Source organism: Allobosea sp. RIT-PG3_2, assembly GCF_057321085.1.
The window spans coordinates 161,331-178,144 of record NZ_JBXWCA010000011.1; the positions used below are offsets into that span (position 1 = coordinate 161,331).

Sequence of the window (16,814 nt, forward strand, 5' to 3'; positions counted from 1 at the left end):
AACCTTTCAACTTTGACTTGCCCGAAAAAGCGGCAAATTGCCGCCTCGGTCCGACAGGATGCACCATGGCTACAAAGCATGACAAACCAAAGCTGGGCGAGGAGCCGGCGCGGCAGGACGCGCCGCCGCAGGTGATGGCGCTTGATCTGAAATCGGGACAGCTCTCGGCGGAGAACGAAGCCTATTTCGAGAAGTGCCGGGAGAAGCTCGGTTTCGTGCCGAATGTGCTGACATCCTATGCCCATGACGACGCCAAGCTCTCGGCCTTCGCCGCCTTCTACAACGACCTGATGCTGGCGCCGTCCGGCCTGTCGAAGCTCGAGCGCGAGATGATCGCCGTCGCGGTCTCGAGCGTGAACCGCTGCTATTACTGCCTGGCCGCCCATGGTGCGGCGGTGCGCCAGCTCTCGGGCGATCCGGTGCTCGGTGAGTTGATCGCGATGAACTATCGGGCCGCGGACCTGTCGGCGCGGCATCGCGCCATGCTCGATTTCTCGGTGAAGCTGACCGAAACCCCGCATCTGATCGGCGAGGACGACCGGTGGGCGCTGCGCAAGGCCGGTTTCTCCGAGCGCGACATCTGGGACATCGGCGCCGTCGCGGCCTTCTACAACATGTCGAACCGGATGGCCTCGGCCGTCGATATGCGGCCGAACGCCGAGTATCATCGGCAGGCGCGGTAGAAATCTCGAGCAGCTGCCGTGATTCGAGCGAGAGCACCGCGCAAAAGAAAACGGCCGGCGCAATGCCAGCCGCTAGTTGGCCTCGACTCGATGGCCCGGCTCCGCCCGAACTCCGGGGGGCTGGGGGGCTGACAAACCGGCGTTCAGCGAAACCGGACCGTCGAGGCAACGAGGGGAGTTGAGCGGCGCAACTTGGCGGTCGCTTGGCGCGTTCGCGGCGAAAATGCGGCATTTGCGGATAATGCTGACCCAAAGCGAATGCGGGCGCACGCGATCAAACGAACGCGATACCTTGCCAGCGCAGCAGTGCGGGCGCATCATCGCACCGTCGTCCGCTTGAGTGGCGGCCAGGGAGGCGCCATGAGCGAAAGCGAAACGCCGCAATCGCAATCGGCCGGCGCGGTCGTCCATTTCCCGTCGCCGGCCCGGCCCGCAACCGTCACCTTCGATCGGCGCGAGCTCAGCGAACTGCTCAACCTCTACGGCCGCATGGTCGCGGCGGGTGAGTGGCGCGACTACGCCATCGATTTCCTGAAGGACACGGCGCAGTTCTCGGTGTTCCGGCGCTCTTCGGAGATGCCGCTCTACCGAATCGTCAAGGATCCGGCCCTGGCGCGCCGGCAGGGCGCCTATTCCGTCGTGGCCGCGACCGGCCTCATCCTCAAGCGCGGCTCCGAACTGTCCCGCGTGCTCCAGGTGCTCGACCGCAAGCTGAGCGTCGTGAGCTGAGCCTTAAAACTCAGGATCCGCTCGGCTCAGGGCTGGGCGGCGTGCGGTCGCCTTCACCCAGTTCCTTCTGCATCAGCATCTGGTCGAGCCAGCGGCCATGCTTGAACCCGACCTTCTCGGCTACGCCGATCAGGCGGAAGCCGGCCTTCTCATGCAGGCGGCGAGAGCCGACCGAGGCGCCGGTGCCATCCCCGATCACCGCGATCATCTGGCGGAAACCGCGCTGCGTGCAGGCGGTCATCAGCGCATCGAGCAGCAGGCCGCCGATACCCAGGCCTTGGGCGGCCGGGGCGATGTAGATCGAGTTCTCTACCGTTGCGCGGTAGGCCGGGCGGGGGCGGTAGGCGCCAGCATAGGCATAGCCCAGCGGCTCGCCATCGCGATGGGCGACGACATAGGGATAGCCGCCCGCCAGCACGGCCTCGAAGCGCCGCAGCATTTCCGCTTCGCCGGGCGGCTCCAGCTCCCACGACGCCGTGCCATGCAGGACCGCATGGGCATAGATCGCGGTGATGGCGGGGATATCGGCGGGAGTGGCCGGGCGGATCGAAGGCGTCGTCATGCCCGGATGATGAGCAACGGACATGCCAAAAGAAAAGGCCTGCCAAAAGAAAAGCCCCGGCCTTGCGGCCGGGGCTCTGTCCAGGCGCGGTGCCCGGAAGCGAAGGACTTAGCGGCGGTCGCCGATCAGGCTGATCAACATCTGGAACATGTTGATGAAGTTCAGGTAGAGCGACAGCGCGCCGTTCACCGAGAGCTTCGCAGCCGATTCCGGATCCAGATCCGAAGAGAGATACATCTCCTTCAGGCGCTGGGTATCCCAGGCGGTCAGGCCGGCGAAGACCAGAACGCCGATCACCGAGATGCCGAAGGCCAGTGCGCTCGAGGCCAGGAACAGGTTGACCACCGAGGCGATCACGAGGCCGATCAGGCCCATGATCAGGAACGAGCCCATGCCCGAGAGCGACTTCTTCGTGGTGTAGCCGAAGAGGCTCAGCGCGCCGAAGGCGGCGGCCGTGATGAAGAACACCCGCGTCACCGAAGCGCCGGTGAAGACGACCAGGATCGACGACATCGAGACGCCCATCACCGCTGCGAAGGCGAAGAACATGGTCCGCGCCGAGGCGGCGCTCATGCTTTCGGCCTTGAACGAGAAGAGCATGATGAAGGCGAGCGGCGCGAGCATCACGACCCATTTCAGCGGGCTGAGATAGATCGCCTGGCCGAGTGCCGTCAGCCCGGCGATCTTGCCGTCGGGCGTGAAGCCGGCGATGGCCAGCATCGAGATGCCGAGCGCGGCGAGGCCGGTGATGCCGAGGCCGATCGCCATGTTGTTGTAGACGCCGAGCATGAACGAGCGCAGGCCCTGATCCATCTCGACGGCGCTGGTCTGCTGTGCGCGGCCGGCACCCCAGACTGGAGCATTGCGGTCGAAGTTGCTCATTAAGAGAGTTTCCCCTGACGTTGTTTCGGACGACGGAGAGCGCCCTCGCGCCAGCCGTCCTCGCGCACGATCGTCGCGATGACCGGAATATGAGGGGCTTTTGCGGTTCTTACAAGAGCCCGCCATGGTTAAGGCGGGCCGGGCGATAGAAGTTCGGCGTCGCGCTCATGCAGAATTACAGGATTTTAATGTCTATCGAGAGTCGTTCTCAGATAGTCATCATAAATTCCTGAGATGAGAAGCCGGCGCCTTCGCCAGTATTTTTATCGTACCGACGAGCCCGAACAGGACGGTAACCACGACTGCGGCAGTCGCAGCCAGTATCGCCCCCATGGGATCACTGACGAATTCGATCCGCATCACTTGCGTGACGATGCCCCACCCCGCCGCAGTACCCGCGACAACGCCGAACAGCGCCGCGACGAGGCCGATGACGGCGTATTCAAGGGCGTACGACGAAAGTATGAAGCGGCGTGTCGCGCCGAGGGTCTTCAGGATCATCGCGTCATAGAGCCGCGCCCTCTGCCCGGCGGCCAGCGCGCCGCCCAGCACCAGCAGGCTCGCGGCGATGGCGAGACCCGATGCACCACGGATCGCCATGGCGAGCTGGGCGACGATGGTGTTGACCGCTTCGAGCGCGTCCTTGACCCGCACCGCCGTGACCGCCGGGAAATCGAGCGCGAGGCGGCGGATCAGCACGGCGTCGGTGGCACCCTTGCCGTCCGGGCTCGCGGCGATGGTGGCGAGGTTGGTGTGCGGCGCGCCCGCGAAGGTGTTGGGCGAGAACACCATCACGAAGTTGATGCCGAAGGAGCGCCAGTCGACCGCGCGCAGATTGGCGACGCGGGCGGTTATGTTGCGGCCGAGCACGTTGACGGTGAGCCGGTCACCGATCTTGAGGCCGATGCCGGCGGCATTCTGGGCGTCGAAGGAGACCAGCGGCTCGCCGCGATAATCCGCCGGCCACCACTCGCCGGCCGCGACCCTGGAACCCTCGGGCAGGCTGGCGGCGTAGGTGATGCCGCGATCGCCATCGAGCACCCAGGCGGACTGCTCGCTCGCCTTGATGTCCTCGGCGCGGGTCTCGTTCACGGAGACGATGCGGCCGCGCATCATCGGAACGCGCTCGGTCCGGGCGCCCGGGCGCTCCGCCGCGAGGAAGGCGTCGAAGCGGTCGGAGTCGCGGCTGGGAACGTCGAGGAAGAAGAAGCTCGGCGCCTTGTCGGGCAGCGCGCCTGTGAGCTGGCGCGTCAGGCTGACATCGATGAAGGACAGCGTGGAGAGCAGCGCGACACCCAGGCCCAGCGAGAGCACGAGCGAGGGCGTCAGCGCGCCCGGCCGGTGGCTGTTGGCGAGCGCCATCCGCAGGGCCGGCCGCCGCGGGCGCGGGATGCGGCGCGCGAGCGCCATCAGGCCGAGAGAGACGGCGCGCAGCAGCACGAAGACGCCGAACATGACGCCGATATAGATCAGCGCGATGCGGCGATCATAGGCGAAGCCGATGGCGACGCCGGCGAGCCCGGCCAGCGCCAGCGCGCAGAAGGCAAGGTAGATCGCGCGGGGACGGCGCGGATCGGGCTCGATGCGGTCCCGGAACAGGGCGGAAACCGGGATATCGTGGGCGCGGCCGAGCGGGATGATCGCGAAGAGGAGCGCCGTCAGCAGGCCGTAGAGCGCGGCGATGGCGAGCTCGCCCGGCGCCAATGTCGGCTCGAAGGGAACGGGCAGGATGCTCTGGACGATGGCGCCGAGCCCGAAGGGAGCGAGGGCGCCGAGCACGAGGCCGATCGCGGTGCCGATGGCAGCGACGAGCATCACCTCGGTCAGGTGGATGGCGACGACGCGCCCACCGGTGGCGCCGACCGCCTTCATCGTGGCGAAGTCGAGCTTCTTGGCCTCGACGAAGCGGCGCACCGCATTGGCGACGCCGACACCGCCGACCAGCAGGGCGGTGAGGCCGACGAGCGTCAGGAACTGGGTGAAGCGTTCGAGATTGCGCTGGAAGCTCGGCGCCGCGTTGGCGCGGGAGCGGATCTCCCAGCCGGCATCGCGTTGCTCGCTGCCGACCGTCGCGATCACCTTTTCGAGATCGGCATCGCCAGCGGCGGCTTGCGGGAGCTGCAGGCGATAGGTCCAGCGGATCAGGCTGCCCGGCTGGATCAGGCCGGTGGCGCGCAGCGCCTCCTGCGACATCAGGAGGCGCGGGCCGAAGCCGACGCCTGCGGCGATCTTGTCGGGTTCCGAGACCAGATTGGCGCGCAGCTGCAATTTGGCTCCGCCGACCGTCACGGTGTCGCCGGGCTTCAGGTCGAGCCGGCCGAACAGGACGGGATCGGCGACCGCGCCGAAGACGCCATCGCGTGCTTCCAGCAGGCCGGTCAAAGGCTGCTGCGGGTCGGTCTCGACAGTACCGATGCCGGGATAGGCGGAATCGACTGCCTTGATCTCGACCAGCGCCGCGCCCTTCTCGCCGGCATTGGCCATGCCGCGCATCGTGGCGATGCTGGAGACCTTGCCGCGTGCCGTCAGGAAGGCCAGCTCCGATGGCGAGGCCTCGCGATGGATCAGGCTGAAGGCGGCATCGCCGCCGAGGATGCGCCGTCCCTCGCGGGCGAGGCCTTCGGTCAGGCCACGCGAGGCGGAGGCGACGGCGGCGATGGTCATGACGCCGAGCGCCAGGCAGGCGATGAAGACGCCGAAGCCGCGCAGGCCTGCGCGCAGGTCCCGGAGCGCCAGCCGGAGGACAAGCCCGATGCCGGGGGAGCGCGTGGGCGGGGTCGAGGTCGGCTTGACGGGAGCGTGCATCGTCAGATGACCGCCATCTCGCTGTCGGCCTCGATCACGCCGGAGCGCAGCCGGACCGTGCTGTCGCAGAGCGCGGCGAGGGAGAGATCGTGGGTGACCAGCACCAGAGTCGCGCCGCGCTCGCGCTTCAGCGCGAAGATCAGGTCGACGATGGAGCGGCCGGTCGATTCGTCGAGATTGCCGGTAGGCTCGTCGGCGACGAGGATCGCCGGATCGGGCGCGACGGCCCGCGCGATGGCGACGCGCTGCTGCTCGCCGCCGGAAAGCTGGGCGGGGTAGTGGTCCATGCGGTGTCCGAGGCCGACATTGCGCAGCTCGGCCTCGGCGCGGGCGAAAGCGTCTGGGCTACCGGCGAGCTCGAGGGGCAGGGCCACGTTCTCGCGCGCCGTCATGGTTGGGACGAGATGGAAGGACTGGAAGACGATGCCGATATGCCGGCCGCGGAAGACGGCGAGCCCGTCCTCGTCGAGGGCGCCGAGATCCTGCCCGGCCACCCTGACAAGGCCTGAATCCGGGCGCTCCAGCCCGGCCATGGTCATCAGCAGCGTCGACTTTCCGGAGCCGGAGGGGCCGACGAGGCCGGTCGCCTCGCCGTCGGCCAGCGACACCGAGACGCCCTTGAGGATATGGACGCGGGCGGCGCCACGCCCCAAACTCAGGTGGACATCCTGCAACTCGATCGCCGAAGCGGCCTTCTCGCTCATCACGCCATGATCCTGACTTCGCTATCCATCACCTTCCTCGCTGACAGCGGATCGCGCCCGGATTGGGGCGGCGTCGCGTCGCAAGGCGGTCTGCGGCCATATGGGCGCGGATTCGCGCTTGTCCAATCGGTTGCGGCGTTTTGCGTCGCCTTCATGCTGCTTCTCGCCGGTTCGCACGATATGGCCCATGCCCAGACGTCCAGCCCGAATCCGGCCGCCGCGAGGCCGCTGAAGCTCGTGGCCTTCGGCGATTCGCTGTCGGCGGGCTACAACCTGCCGGCCAGCGCCGCCTTTCCCGCCGTTCTGGAGCAAGCGCTGCGCCGGAAGGGCATCGCTGTCGAGATCGTGAACGCCGGCGTCTCCGGCGATACGACGCAAGGCGGGCTAGAGCGGCTCGACTGGTCGGTGCCGGACGGGACGGACGGCGTCATCCTCGAACTCGGCGCCAACGACGCGCTGCGCGGCGTCGACCCGGCGCAGACGCGGCAATCGCTGGAGACGATGATCACGCGGCTGAAGGAGCGCAGGATCCCGGTCCTGCTCGCCGGCATGTATGCGCCGCGCAATCTCGGCGAGGATTATGCGAAACGCTTCGATGCGATCTATCGCGAGCTTGCGGAAAAGCACGCGCTGGTGCTTTACCCATTCTTCCTGGAGGGCATCGCGGGCGACCGCGCGCTGAACCAGGCGGATGGGCTCCACCCCACGGCCGAGGGCGTCAACGTCATCGTCCGGACCATCCTGCCGACGGTCGAGCGCTTCATCGCCAGCTTGCCGCCCAGGTCCTGATCCGTCCACGGGTTCTCCGCGCGACGAATCCCCGATTCTTGCATCGCCGCCCGCCGGCCCCGCTCCCGGAGTTGCTTCGCCATGGACTATCGCCACCTCGGACGCACCGATCTCAAGGTCTCGGTGATCTGCCTGGGAACCATGACCTGGGGAGAGCAGAACACCGAGGCCGAAGGCCATGCCCAGATGGACTATGCCGTCGAGCAGGGCATCAACTTCTTCGACACGGCCGAGCTCTACTCCATCCCGCCGAAGCCGGAGACGCAAGGCTCGACCGAGCGGATCATCGGCAGCTGGTTCAAGGCGCGCGGCAACCGCGACAAGATCATCCTGGCGTCGAAGGTCTGCGGGCGCGGCGGCAACACCTGGTTCCGCGACGATGGCAGCCCGACGCGGCTGACGCGCAAGCAGATCCTGGAGGCGGTCGACAAGAGCCTGCAGCGGCTGCAGACCGACTATATCGATCTCTACCAGCTGCATTTCCCCGAGCGGCCGATGCCCTGGGGCTCGAATCCGACGCGCTTCTCGAAAGCCGCCTATGAGAAGCCCGCCGACGAGACCTCGATCCCCGAGCAGCTCGACGCCTTCGCCGAGATCGTGAAAGCCGGCAAGATCCGCCATCTCGGCCTCTCCAACGAGAGCGCCTGGGGCACGGTGCGCTTCGTCACCGACTCCGAAACGCGGGGCACGCCGCGGGTGCAGTCGATCCAGAACGCCTACAACCTGCTCAACCGCACCTTCGAGACGGCGCTCGCCGAGGTGGCGATCCGCGAGGATGTCGGGCTGCTCGCCTATTCGCCTCTCGCGCAGGGCTATCTCACCGGCAAGTATCTCGACGGCGCACGCCCGGCAGGCGCCCGCACGACGCTGTTCGATCGGGGCCAACGCTATGAGGGCGCGGGTGCCGAGGACGCGATCCGGCGCTACATCGCGCTCGCTCGCGAAGCGGGGCTCGATCCTGCCCAGATGGCGCTGGCCTTCGTCAACAGCCGCTCCTTCGTCACGTCCAACATCATCGGCGCGACATCGATGGAGCAGCTGAAGACCGACATCGCCTCGACCGACGTCAAGCTGACGGCGGACGTCGAGGCCAAGATCGACGCGATCCATCAGCTCGTCGGCAATCCCTGCCCCTGAGCAGATGCTCGTCATTCTCGTGCGAAGCAATGCTTCGACCCGAGAACCTCGTCCAGAAATGAGCGCCCTTCCTTCCTGAGATGCTCGGGTCAAGCCTGAGAATGACGGTGGATGTCGGGCATCGCGCGGCGGAAAACCGGTTCCCTTGAGCCGGCTTCCTGCTCTACCGTCTCGCCAGAGTCACAATCACTTGGCAGGAATCGCTCATGCCGAGGCTGTTCATCGCTCTGGAAATCCCCGCCGAGGTCGCGACCGAGCTGACGCTGCATCGTGGCGGATTGTCGGGCGCGCGCTGGATCGAGCCTGCCGACTACCACATCACCTTGCGCTTTCTCGGCGATGTCGACCGGCGCATGGCGAACGATGTCGACCACATGCTGTCCGACCTGCAAGCCTATCCCTTCGAGGTGACGCTCGATGCGCTCGGCAGCTTCGGCGGCGACAAGCCGCGCGCCGTCTTTGCGCACGCGCAGCCGAGTCGGGCGCTGGTCGAGCTTCAGGCCGATATCGAGCGGCAGATGCGCCGCCTCGGCCTGCCGGCGGAGGGCCGCAAATTCGTGCCGCATGTCACGTTGGCGCGGCTGCGCGACACCTCGCCGGTCGAGGTGGCGCATCATCTCGGCCTGCATCCGATCATCAGGCCGATCACGTTCACGGCGCGTCGCGTTGCGCTGATGTCGTCGCGCGATTCGACCGGCGGCGGGCCTTATGTGCTGGAGGCCGCCTATCCGCTCGGCCCGTCCTATCCGAATCGCCTGTCGCGGGAGATGCGCCGATGACGCGGCCGAAGCGGCTTTCCCCTGAGGCGCAGGCCGAGGCTCTGGCGACGCTGACCGGCTGGAAGCTGGCGCAGGGGCGGGAGGCGATCACCAAGCGCTTCGTCTTCCGCGATTTCAGTGAGGCCTTCGGCTGGATGACGCGGGTGGCGCTGCTGGCCGAGGCGATGAACCATCACCCCGAATGGTCGAACGTCTACCGGACGGTGGAAGTGACGCTCGCCACCCACGATGCGGGTGGGCTGACGGAGCTCGACGTCAAGCTTGCCCGGGCGGTCGACGCTCTAGGGAACTGATTTTCGACATCCTCGGGAAACACGCCGTCATCCCGGACAAGCGGCTTCAGCCGCGCCGATCCGGGATCCATGTCGGAGCGTTTCCGATTGGATTCAGGCATGGATCCCGGATCTCCCTTCGGTCGTCCGGGATGACCCGCATATCTTCAGATGAGCAGGGCTATGCAACCCAACCGCACGCCCTCAGTGCCGCCAGCATATGCGGCGGGGGTGGCGCCTCGACACGGATGGGTTCGCGCTTGCGGTAGAGCGGCACGGTGACGGCGCGGGCATGGAGCTGGAGGCCCGGCCCGCCTTCGCGCGGAGCGTCGCCGTAGATTTCGTCGCCCAGCATTGGCCAGCCGCTGGCCTCGCAATGAACGCGCAATTGATGCGTCCGGCCGGTCAGCGGTTCCAGCGCGAGCCAGGCAAGCGGGCCGGTTTCGTCGCGGCCGCGTCCCAGCACCTTGTAACGCGTCTGCGAGGGCAGGCCGGCGGGATCGACTTTCATCCACCAGCCACGCTCGGGCGAGCGCTTGGCGAGGGGGAGGTCGATCAGCCCTTCGTCATCAGCCGGTTTGCCCCGCACGATCGCCCAGTAGGTCTTGTCGATGCGCCCGTCGCGAAACATCTGGTTGAGCTCGGCCATCGCACGCGGATGACGGCCGAGGATGAGGCAGCCGGAAGTGTCCTTGTCGAGCCGGTGCGCGGCTTCGGGCCGGCGCGGCAGGCCGAAGCGGAGCCGGTCGAGATGATCGGTCAGGACCGGAATGACGCGGCGTTTCGCCTGCGGGCCGCGATGCGAGGGCAGCCCGGCGGGCTTGTCGATGACCAGCATCATGGCGTCGCGATAGAGCACCGGTACCGGCAGTTCGGCCTCGATCTGCCCGGGGGATTGCGAATTTTCTGGTCGGTCCGGCGCTGCCATGGCATTGCGCTAGCGAAGCCGGCCCGGCGGCGCAACCCGAGACAGCCGCCGAACCGAAGACAGGATGGCGATGAGCGAGACCGAACCGAAGAAACGCGGCTTCTTTTCGAGGCTGTTCGGACGCGAGGACGAAACGGCGCAGCCGGCGCCGGCTGTCGAGCCGGTGAATGAACAGCTTGCAGAGCCGATCGAAGAGCCCAAACCGGAAGCAGCGGAAGCGGCCACGTCACCAGTTGCCGAGACCGAAGCGCCCGTCGTCGAGGTCCCCGAGCCGGCACCCGATGCGGTTTTGCCGCCCGTTCCGGTCGACGGCGCCCTGCCTGTCGCAGAATCCGAACCAGAACTGGAAGCTATCGCGGCTCCGCTGCCCGAGCCTGTGGTTGCTTCGGCGTCGCTTGCGGCGCCCGCGCCTCAGCCGAAGCGGAGCTGGTGGCGGCGGCTGACCGAGGGGCTGTCGCGGACCTCTTCGGCGCTGACGACGGGGATCACCGACCTCTTCACCAAGCGCAAGCTCGATGCCGGCACGCTCGAGGATCTCGAGGACATCCTGATCCAGGCCGATCTCGGGCTCGCCACCTCGGCGCGTATCGCCAAGGCGGTCGGCGATGGCCGCTACGACAAACAGATCGAACCGAGCGAGGTGAAGGCGATCCTGGCGCGCGAGGTCGAGACGATCCTGACCCCGGTGGCGCTGCCGCTTGCGATCGACGCCACGAAAAAGCCGTTCGTGCTCCTGATGGTCGGGGTCAATGGCTCCGGCAAGACCACGACGATCGGCAAGCTCGCTGCGAAATTCCGCGCCGAGGGCAAATCCGTGATGCTAGCCGCCGGCGACACCTTCCGCGCTGCCGCGATCGAGCAATTGCGCGTCTGGGGTGAGCGCACCGGCGCCAAGGTCGTATTCGGCCAGCAGGGCGCGGATGCGGCCGGCCTCGCCTTCGAGGCGCTTGAGAAAGCCAAGGCTGATGGCACCGACGTGCTGCTGGTCGACACGGCCGGGCGGCTTCAGAACAAGCAGGGCCTGATGGACGAGCTCGCCAAAGTCGTTCGCGTCATCCGCAAGCAGGATCCGAGCGCGCCGCACGCGGCATTGCTGGTGCTCGACGCCACCGTCGGCCAGAACGCGATCAGCCAGGTCGAGGCCTTCCGCGAGACGGCGGGCGTGACGGGGCTCGTGATGACCAAGCTCGACGGCACGGCGCGCGGCGGCATTCTCGTGGCGCTGGCTGCGCAGTTTGGCCTGCCCGTGCATTTCATCGGCGTCGGCGAGAGCGTCGACGATCTGGAACCGTTCTCGGCGCGCGATTTCGCCCGCGCCGTGGCGGGGTTGGGAGAAGCGGCGTGAGCGGCACCACACGACAAATCCCCGTCGGGGCGGCCAAGGGCAAGGCGATAAGCCCGCTGCTGAAGCTGGCGCTCGAGTTCGGGCCGCTGGCGATCTTCTTCTTCGCCAATTCCTATGGCGACAGGCTGCTCGGCGTCGCCGAGGACCGGCGCATCTTCGTCGCCACCGGCATCTTCATCGTCGCTTCGCTGGTGGCGCTGGCGCTGTCGCGAGTGCTGATGGGCTATCTGCCGCGCATGGCGATCGTGAACGCCATCGTCGTCAGCGTCTTCGGCGGGCTGACGCTGGCGCTGGACGATGCCTTCTTCATCAAGGTCAAGCCGACCATCGTCAACGCGCTGTTCGGCAGCGTGCTGCTCGGCGGGCTTCTGTTCGGCCGGTCGCTGCTGTCGCTGGTTCTGGAGACGGTGCTGCAGCTCGACGCGGAAGGCTGGCGCAAGCTCACCTTCCGCTGGGGGCTGTTCTTCTTCGTGCTGGCGGCGATCAACGAGGTGGTCTGGCGGACGCAGACCCAGGATTTCTGGGTCGCCTTCAAGGTCTGGGGTGTGATGCCGCTGACCATGGCCTTTGCGCTGGCGCAGACGCCGCTGATCCTGAAGCATGAGATCAAGCCGGCGAAGGCGGAAGAGTAAGGTCAAGCACCTCCACGTCGTGATCCCGGGCGACCGAAGGAAGACCCGGAATCCATTCCGGAGCATGTCCGATAGAGGTTCAGGCATGGATTCCGGATCGGCGCCGCTGACGCGGGTTGTCCGGGATGACGCGGTGTTTTGGATGTCTCTTGCCATTTGGCAAGATTGTCTCCATTTTATGCCAAATGGAGAATGATGCTGTGACGGCCCTGCTGCGCATCGAGACCGCTCAACGCAATTTCGCCCCCGATCCCATCGGCGATGACGAGGCGGCGGCGATGTTCCGCGCGGCGGTCAACTTGTTCCGGCTCTGGCGCGTCACCGACGAGGAGGCGGCGGTGCTGATCGATCTGCCGGTCAGGACCTACCGCCGCTGGAAAGCCGGCGAGATCGGCCGCATCTCGCGCGACGGCAAGGCGCGGCTGTCGAATTTGATGGGCATCCACAAGGCGCTGAGGCTGATCTTCACCGAGCCGCAGCGTGGCTATGACTGGATCAAGCGGCCGAACAGCGACTTCGGTGGCAAATCGGCTGTCGATGTCATGCTCGGCGGCGAACTCACCGACCTGATGCGGGTACGCCGGCTGCTCGACGCCGAGCGGGGCGCCTGGTGATCGATCCGGCGAGCCTGCCGGTCACAGAAATCAGATGGCGCGGGGCGGTCCGGATCATCCGCAGCATCTTCCCGCCGATCGATTTGTTCGAGGACATCGCCGACCCTGCCGACTGGCCGCTGCTGATCGCGGCCGAGCAGAAGACCAATCCGCGCCTGATGGAGACGATCGGCAATCTCGATCTCGTGCCGGCGAAGCGGCGCGTCTCGGGACCGGGCGCGAGCTGGCTGATGGCGCCCTTCACCCATGTCAGCCCCGACCGGCCGAGCCGCTTCAGCGACGGCAGCTTCGGCGTGCTCTATGTCGGCGACCGCTTCGAGGTGGCGTTGCTGGAGACGATCCATCACCACGCCCGCTTCACGCTGGCGACGGCCCAGCCGCCCGGATGGACCTCGCAATTTCGCGAGATCGTGCTGGAGGTCGACGCCGACCTTCATGATGTGCGGGCGTTCGGGGCGGAAGCCGCCCCGGTGCTCGACCCCACGGACTATGCCGCGAGCCAGGCACTCGGCATCGGCTTGCGGGCGCTCGGCTCGGCCGGCATCGCCTATCCCAGCGTGCGCTGCCCTGGTGGCGAATGCGCCGGACTGTTCTACCCGGATGGGGCTAGCCAGCCGGTGCAGGGGCGGCATCTCGACTATCACTGGAACGGCGAGCGGGTGGACCTCTACCGGGACCGCAGCGCCGGTGAGGTCTACCGCATCGTCTGAAGCCTATTTCGGTGCGAGGCGGATCGCGCCGTCCAAGCGGATCGACGTGCCGTTCAGCATGTCGTTCTCGATGATGCTGCGGGCGAGCGCGGCATATTCCACCGGGCGCCCAAGGCGCGAGGGATGCGGCACCGAGACGGCGAGCGAGGCCTTGGCGTCGTCGGGCAGGCCGGCGAACATCGGCGTCTCGAACAGGCCTGGCATGATCGTGACGATGCGGATGCCGACACCAGCCAGATCGCGCGCGATCGGCAGCGTCATGCCGGCGACGCCGGCCTTGGAGGCGGCATAGGCGGCCTGGCCGATCTGGCCGTCCTCGGCGGCGACCGAAGCCGTGCAGACGATGACGCCGCGGCCGCCATCGGCGGTGACCGGCTCCAGCCCGGCGAGCGCGACCGCCGATTTGGCGATGACGCGGAAGGTGCCGACGAGGTTGATCGCGACGGCCTTCTCGAAGGTGGCGAGGTCATGGGCGATGAGCTCGCCGGTTTCGCGCTTCTTCGAGACGACGCGGCGGCCCGGTGCGATGCCGGCGCAGTTGACGACGATGCGGGCGATGCCATGGGCGGCGCGAGACTTGGCCAGCGCCTCGTCGACCGAGTCCTCGTTGGTGACGTCGCAGGAACAGAAGACACCGCCGATCTCCTGCGCGATCACCTCGCCGCGCTCGGCGTTGAGGTCTAGCAGCGCGACCTTGACGCCCTGGCTCGCGAGCATCCGGGCCGTCGCCTCGCCGAGGCCGGAGGCGCCGCCGGTGACGATGGCGGCGAGGGAAGAATCGAGCTTCATGGTGCGTTTCCCGTGCGTCCTGGTTCTGGAGCCGGTTTAGAGGGCGTTTCGTGCCGCTCCAAGCGGGTTTTCCGGCAGGCCTCTTGTGCAGGATTGCGACGGGGCCATCTTTCGACATGGCGCGTCGATTCCGGGTGCGCGATCATTGGCGTCATCGGACGCGAAGGAGAGAGACAGGAATGAGCGAAGGGTTCAGCGCAAGCTTCAGCCGCGAGGAGATGGAGGCGATCCGCAAGAGCCTGCGCGACGAGGCGAAGTTCGGGGCCGATTTCATGGCCCGGCTCAAGCGCGTCGCAAAGCGTATGCCGTTTGCCGAGGATTTGCTGACGGCCTGGTTCTGCGCGCGGGACCCGGCAACGCCGCGGCGCGTGCGGATGACGCTGCTCGCTGCGCTTGGTTATTTCGTGCTGCCGATCGACGCCATTCCCGACATCATGCCGCTTCTCGGCTTCACCGACGATGCGGCGGTGATCGCCGCCGCCATCGCGGCAGTGGCCGGTTCGATCAAGGTGGAGCATCGCGAGCGGGCGCGGAAGGCGCTGGCGGAGCTTTAGGCTTCGTCACAGCGTCAGCACGATCTTGCCCTTGGCCTTGCGATCGCCGATCAGCGCATAGGCTTCGGTCCAGCGCTCCAGCGGGAAGGTCGCGTGGACATGGGCGCGGATATGGTCTCCCGACGCCCATTCGAGCAGGCGTTCCATGTTGCGGCGATGCGCTGCCGGTTCGCGCGCGACGAACTCGCCCCAGAAGACGCCGCGCAGGTCGCAGCCCTTCAGCAGCAGCAGGTTGAGCGGGATCTTCGGAATCTCGCCGCCGGCGAAGCCGACGACGAGGTAGCGCCCTTCCCAGGCCATGGAGCGCAGCGCCGGTTCCGCGAGCTCGCCGCCCACGGTGTCGTAGAGCACGTCGACGCCGCGCCCTTCGGTGAGCTTCTTCAGCGCGGCGCGGATATCGGCCTGGCTATAGTCGACCTCCTCCTGCGCGCCATGCTCGCGAGCCAATGCCAGCTTGTCGGGCGAGGAGGCGCAGGCGATGACATGGGCGCCGAGCAGCGCACCGATCTCGACCGCCGCCAGCCCGGCGCCCCCGGAGGCACCGAGGATCGCGAGCGTCTCGCCGGCCCTCAGATGGGCGCGCTGAATCAACCCGTGCATGGCCGTGCCGTAGGTGACGAAAAGGCTTGCAGCCTGCGCGTCGTCGAGCCGCTCCGGCACGCGGATCAGCGCCTCGGCGGGCACCACGACCTTTTCACGCGCTGCGCCATAGCCGAGCCAGGCTGCGACGCGCTCGCCGAGCTGCCAGCCGGTGACGCCCTCGCCGATTGCCGCGATGGTGCCGGCACATTCGGCTGAGGGCGAGAAGGGGAAGGCGGGCCTGGTCTGATAGCGGCCCTTGATGATCAGCGTGTCAAAGAAATTGAGGGCGGCCGCCTTTACGGCAACGACGACCTCGCCGGGCCCCGGGCTCGGTTCCGGCAGATCGCGGATGACGAGATCTTCCGCCGGGCCGTGATGTTCGCAGAGCAAGGCCTTCATCGTCGATCCGCCATTCACCGCCGCGCTGCCGGACTGTGCCACGGCGTCGCATGGCGCGGAACCGGCAGCGGCTGCGCCATTCGTATTTTCGCCAGGATCGTGACACTCTATGCCGCCGTCCCGCGCGATCCACTCGTGGTAAACGCGGTGTTAAGATTTTTAGTGACTGATGGCGGTCCATGATCAGCTCGTTCCTCCGTACCCGCGACGCCGCTCTTTTCCGCCTCGCCGCGCTCGGCCTGATGACCGGATTGCTCGGTCTGCCCGCGCTGTCGGCCCAGGCCGCTCCGGCCAAGCCGAAGCCGGCCGCCACGCCGGCTGCCGCCAGCTCCGGGCAGGGGCAGGCGATGCTGCTGGAAACGGCCGGCAAATGGCAGGCCTTCTCGTCGCAGCAAGGCCGCTCCAAGGTCTGCTACGCCCTATCCAAGGCCGAAACCCGCATACCTGCGAATCTCAAGGAGGTCGAAGGGTTGCTCTTCGTCTCCAGCCGGCCGGGCGAGGGCGTGCGCAACGAGATCAGCTTCGTGATGAACTTCGACCTCAAGGAAGGCGTCGAGCATCAGGCGCTCATCGGCACGGACCGCTTCGCGCTGGTCGCCAAGGGCCAGAACATGTGGCTGAAGAACCCGGCCGAGGAGACGCGCATGCTCGACTCGATGCGGCGCGGCGCCGGGCTGGAGATCAAGGGCACCTCGAAGCGCGGCAACCCGACCAGCGACAAATACTCGCTCGCCGGCATCAGCCAGATCGTGAAGCGGGCCGAAGACGCCTGCAAGTAAGGCGCATGGCGCCGCCGTGAGACCGGGGCGCGTCATGCTCCGGCCTGACCTGAGCATCTCATGCCGGAAAAACTCCCGGCGCCTTCTCGTCTAGAGATTCTCGGGTCTGCGCTTCGCTCGGCCCGAGAATGACGGCGGGG

At 67.1% G+C, this 16,814-nt stretch carries 19 protein-coding genes; 12 read left to right on the forward strand and 7 right to left on the reverse strand.

Features of this window, described 5'->3' with window-relative positions; genetic code table 11:
* Positions 1 to 134: 134 nt before the first annotated feature.
* Entirely contained in the window at positions 135 to 683 is a 549-nt protein-coding gene (locus tag AC2FAN_RS24590; RefSeq protein WP_476806932.1) for a peroxidase-related enzyme, read from the forward strand.
* Positions 684 to 1,043: 360 nt separating this feature from the next.
* Positions 1,044 to 1,412 (forward strand): DUF2794 domain-containing protein, encoded by a 369-nt coding sequence (locus tag AC2FAN_RS24595; protein WP_265050901.1) that lies wholly within the window; start codon positions 1,044 to 1,046, stop codon positions 1,410 to 1,412.
* Between the two features lie 10 nt (positions 1,413 to 1,422).
* Here the strand turns inward: AC2FAN_RS24595 and AC2FAN_RS24600 are convergent, their stop codons facing one another.
* The 4 genes from AC2FAN_RS24600 to AC2FAN_RS24615 all read right to left on the reverse strand — a co-directional run bounded on the left by AC2FAN_RS24600 (position 1,423) and on the right by AC2FAN_RS24615 (position 6,365).
* Positions 1,423 to 1,974 carry a GNAT family N-acetyltransferase gene (locus AC2FAN_RS24600; protein WP_265050900.1) on the reverse strand — a complete coding sequence of 184 codons (552 nt, stop codon included), beginning with the start codon at positions 1,972 to 1,974 and terminating at the stop codon, positions 1,423 to 1,425.
* 108 nt (positions 1,975 to 2,082) lie between these two features.
* Positions 2,083 to 2,856, reverse strand: coding sequence for a Bax inhibitor-1/YccA family protein (locus AC2FAN_RS24605; protein ID WP_265050899.1), 774 nt, complete (start codon positions 2,854 to 2,856; stop codon positions 2,083 to 2,085).
* 219 nt (positions 2,857 to 3,075) lie between these two features.
* On the reverse strand, positions 3,076 to 5,661 hold the full coding sequence (locus tag AC2FAN_RS24610; RefSeq protein ID WP_485176719.1) for an ABC transporter permease: 2,586 nt from the start codon (positions 5,659 to 5,661) through the stop codon (positions 3,076 to 3,078).
* 2 nt (positions 5,662 to 5,663) lie between these two features.
* Positions 5,664 to 6,365 (reverse strand): ABC transporter ATP-binding protein, encoded by a 702-nt coding sequence (locus AC2FAN_RS24615; protein ID WP_476806920.1) that lies wholly within the window; start codon positions 6,363 to 6,365, stop codon positions 5,664 to 5,666.
* Positions 6,366 to 6,518: 153 nt separating this feature from the next.
* Between AC2FAN_RS24615 and AC2FAN_RS24620 the strand changes: the two genes are divergently transcribed.
* The 4 genes from AC2FAN_RS24620 to AC2FAN_RS24635 all read left to right on the forward strand — a co-directional run bounded on the left by AC2FAN_RS24620 (position 6,519) and on the right by AC2FAN_RS24635 (position 9,363).
* Positions 6,519 to 7,154 carry an arylesterase gene (locus AC2FAN_RS24620; RefSeq protein ID WP_485176720.1) on the forward strand — a complete coding sequence of 212 codons (636 nt, stop codon included), beginning with the start codon at positions 6,519 to 6,521 and terminating at the stop codon, positions 7,152 to 7,154.
* Between the two features lie 81 nt (positions 7,155 to 7,235).
* Entirely contained in the window at positions 7,236 to 8,291 is a 1,056-nt protein-coding gene (locus AC2FAN_RS24625; protein ID WP_485176721.1) for an aldo/keto reductase, read from the forward strand.
* Between the two features lie 206 nt (positions 8,292 to 8,497).
* Positions 8,498 to 9,070 (forward strand): RNA 2',3'-cyclic phosphodiesterase, encoded by a 573-nt coding sequence (gene thpR / locus AC2FAN_RS24630; protein WP_476806917.1) that lies wholly within the window; start codon positions 8,498 to 8,500, stop codon positions 9,068 to 9,070.
* Positions 9,067 to 9,363 carry a 4a-hydroxytetrahydrobiopterin dehydratase gene (locus AC2FAN_RS24635; RefSeq protein WP_265050894.1) on the forward strand — a complete coding sequence of 99 codons (297 nt, stop codon included), beginning with the start codon at positions 9,067 to 9,069 and terminating at the stop codon, positions 9,361 to 9,363. The genes thpR and AC2FAN_RS24635 overlap by 4 nt, the downstream gene beginning before the upstream one ends.
* A 160-nt stretch (positions 9,364 to 9,523) precedes the next feature.
* Here AC2FAN_RS24635 and AC2FAN_RS24640 read toward each other — a convergent pair whose 3' ends face one another.
* Positions 9,524 to 10,183, reverse strand: coding sequence for an RluA family pseudouridine synthase (locus tag AC2FAN_RS24640; RefSeq protein ID WP_485176756.1), 660 nt, complete (start codon positions 10,181 to 10,183; stop codon positions 9,524 to 9,526).
* A gap of 157 nt (positions 10,184 to 10,340) precedes the next feature.
* Here AC2FAN_RS24640 and ftsY point away from each other — a divergent pair, with 157 nt between their 5' ends.
* The 4 genes from ftsY (at position 10,341) to AC2FAN_RS24660 (ending at position 13,571) form a co-directional block, all read left to right on the forward strand.
* On the forward strand, positions 10,341 to 11,615 hold the full coding sequence (ftsY, locus tag AC2FAN_RS24645) for a signal recognition particle-docking protein FtsY (RefSeq protein ID WP_485176722.1): 1,275 nt from the start codon (positions 10,341 to 10,343) through the stop codon (positions 11,613 to 11,615).
* Positions 11,612 to 12,247, forward strand: coding sequence for a septation protein A (locus AC2FAN_RS24650; RefSeq protein ID WP_265050891.1), 636 nt, complete (start codon positions 11,612 to 11,614; stop codon positions 12,245 to 12,247). The genes ftsY and AC2FAN_RS24650 overlap by 4 nt, the downstream gene beginning before the upstream one ends.
* Before the next feature lie 200 nt (positions 12,248 to 12,447).
* A complete protein-coding gene (locus AC2FAN_RS24655) occupies positions 12,448 to 12,861 on the forward strand; it encodes an MbcA/ParS/Xre antitoxin family protein (RefSeq protein WP_485176724.1) in 414 nt (137 codons plus the stop codon).
* Positions 12,858 to 13,571 carry an RES family NAD+ phosphorylase gene (locus AC2FAN_RS24660; protein WP_485176725.1) on the forward strand — a complete coding sequence of 238 codons (714 nt, stop codon included), beginning with the start codon at positions 12,858 to 12,860 and terminating at the stop codon, positions 13,569 to 13,571. The genes AC2FAN_RS24655 and AC2FAN_RS24660 overlap by 4 nt, the downstream gene beginning before the upstream one ends.
* 3 nt (positions 13,572 to 13,574) lie before the next feature.
* On the opposite strand, the gene AC2FAN_RS24665 is transcribed toward AC2FAN_RS24660, so the two are convergent.
* Positions 13,575 to 14,360, reverse strand: coding sequence for an SDR family NAD(P)-dependent oxidoreductase (locus AC2FAN_RS24665; RefSeq protein WP_485176726.1), 786 nt, complete (start codon positions 14,358 to 14,360; stop codon positions 13,575 to 13,577).
* Positions 14,361 to 14,578: 218 nt separating this feature from the next.
* Here AC2FAN_RS24665 and AC2FAN_RS24670 point away from each other — a divergent pair, with 218 nt between their 5' ends.
* Positions 14,579 to 14,914, forward strand: a complete 336-nt coding sequence (locus AC2FAN_RS24670) for a YkvA family protein (protein ID WP_485176757.1) — start codon at positions 14,579 to 14,581, stop codon at positions 14,912 to 14,914.
* Positions 14,915 to 14,920: 6 nt separating this feature from the next.
* On the opposite strand, the gene AC2FAN_RS24675 is transcribed toward AC2FAN_RS24670, so the two are convergent.
* The gene (locus tag AC2FAN_RS24675) at positions 14,921 to 15,895 is read right to left on the reverse strand and encodes an NADPH:quinone oxidoreductase family protein (protein ID WP_485176727.1); all 975 of its coding nucleotides are present in this window, start codon (positions 15,893 to 15,895) and stop codon (positions 14,921 to 14,923) included.
* Positions 15,896 to 16,074: 179 nt separating this feature from the next.
* Between AC2FAN_RS24675 and AC2FAN_RS24680 the strand changes: the two genes are divergently transcribed.
* A complete protein-coding gene (locus tag AC2FAN_RS24680; RefSeq protein ID WP_265050888.1) occupies positions 16,075 to 16,674 on the forward strand; it encodes a hypothetical protein in 600 nt (199 codons plus the stop codon).
* Positions 16,675 to 16,814 lie beyond the last annotated feature (140 nt).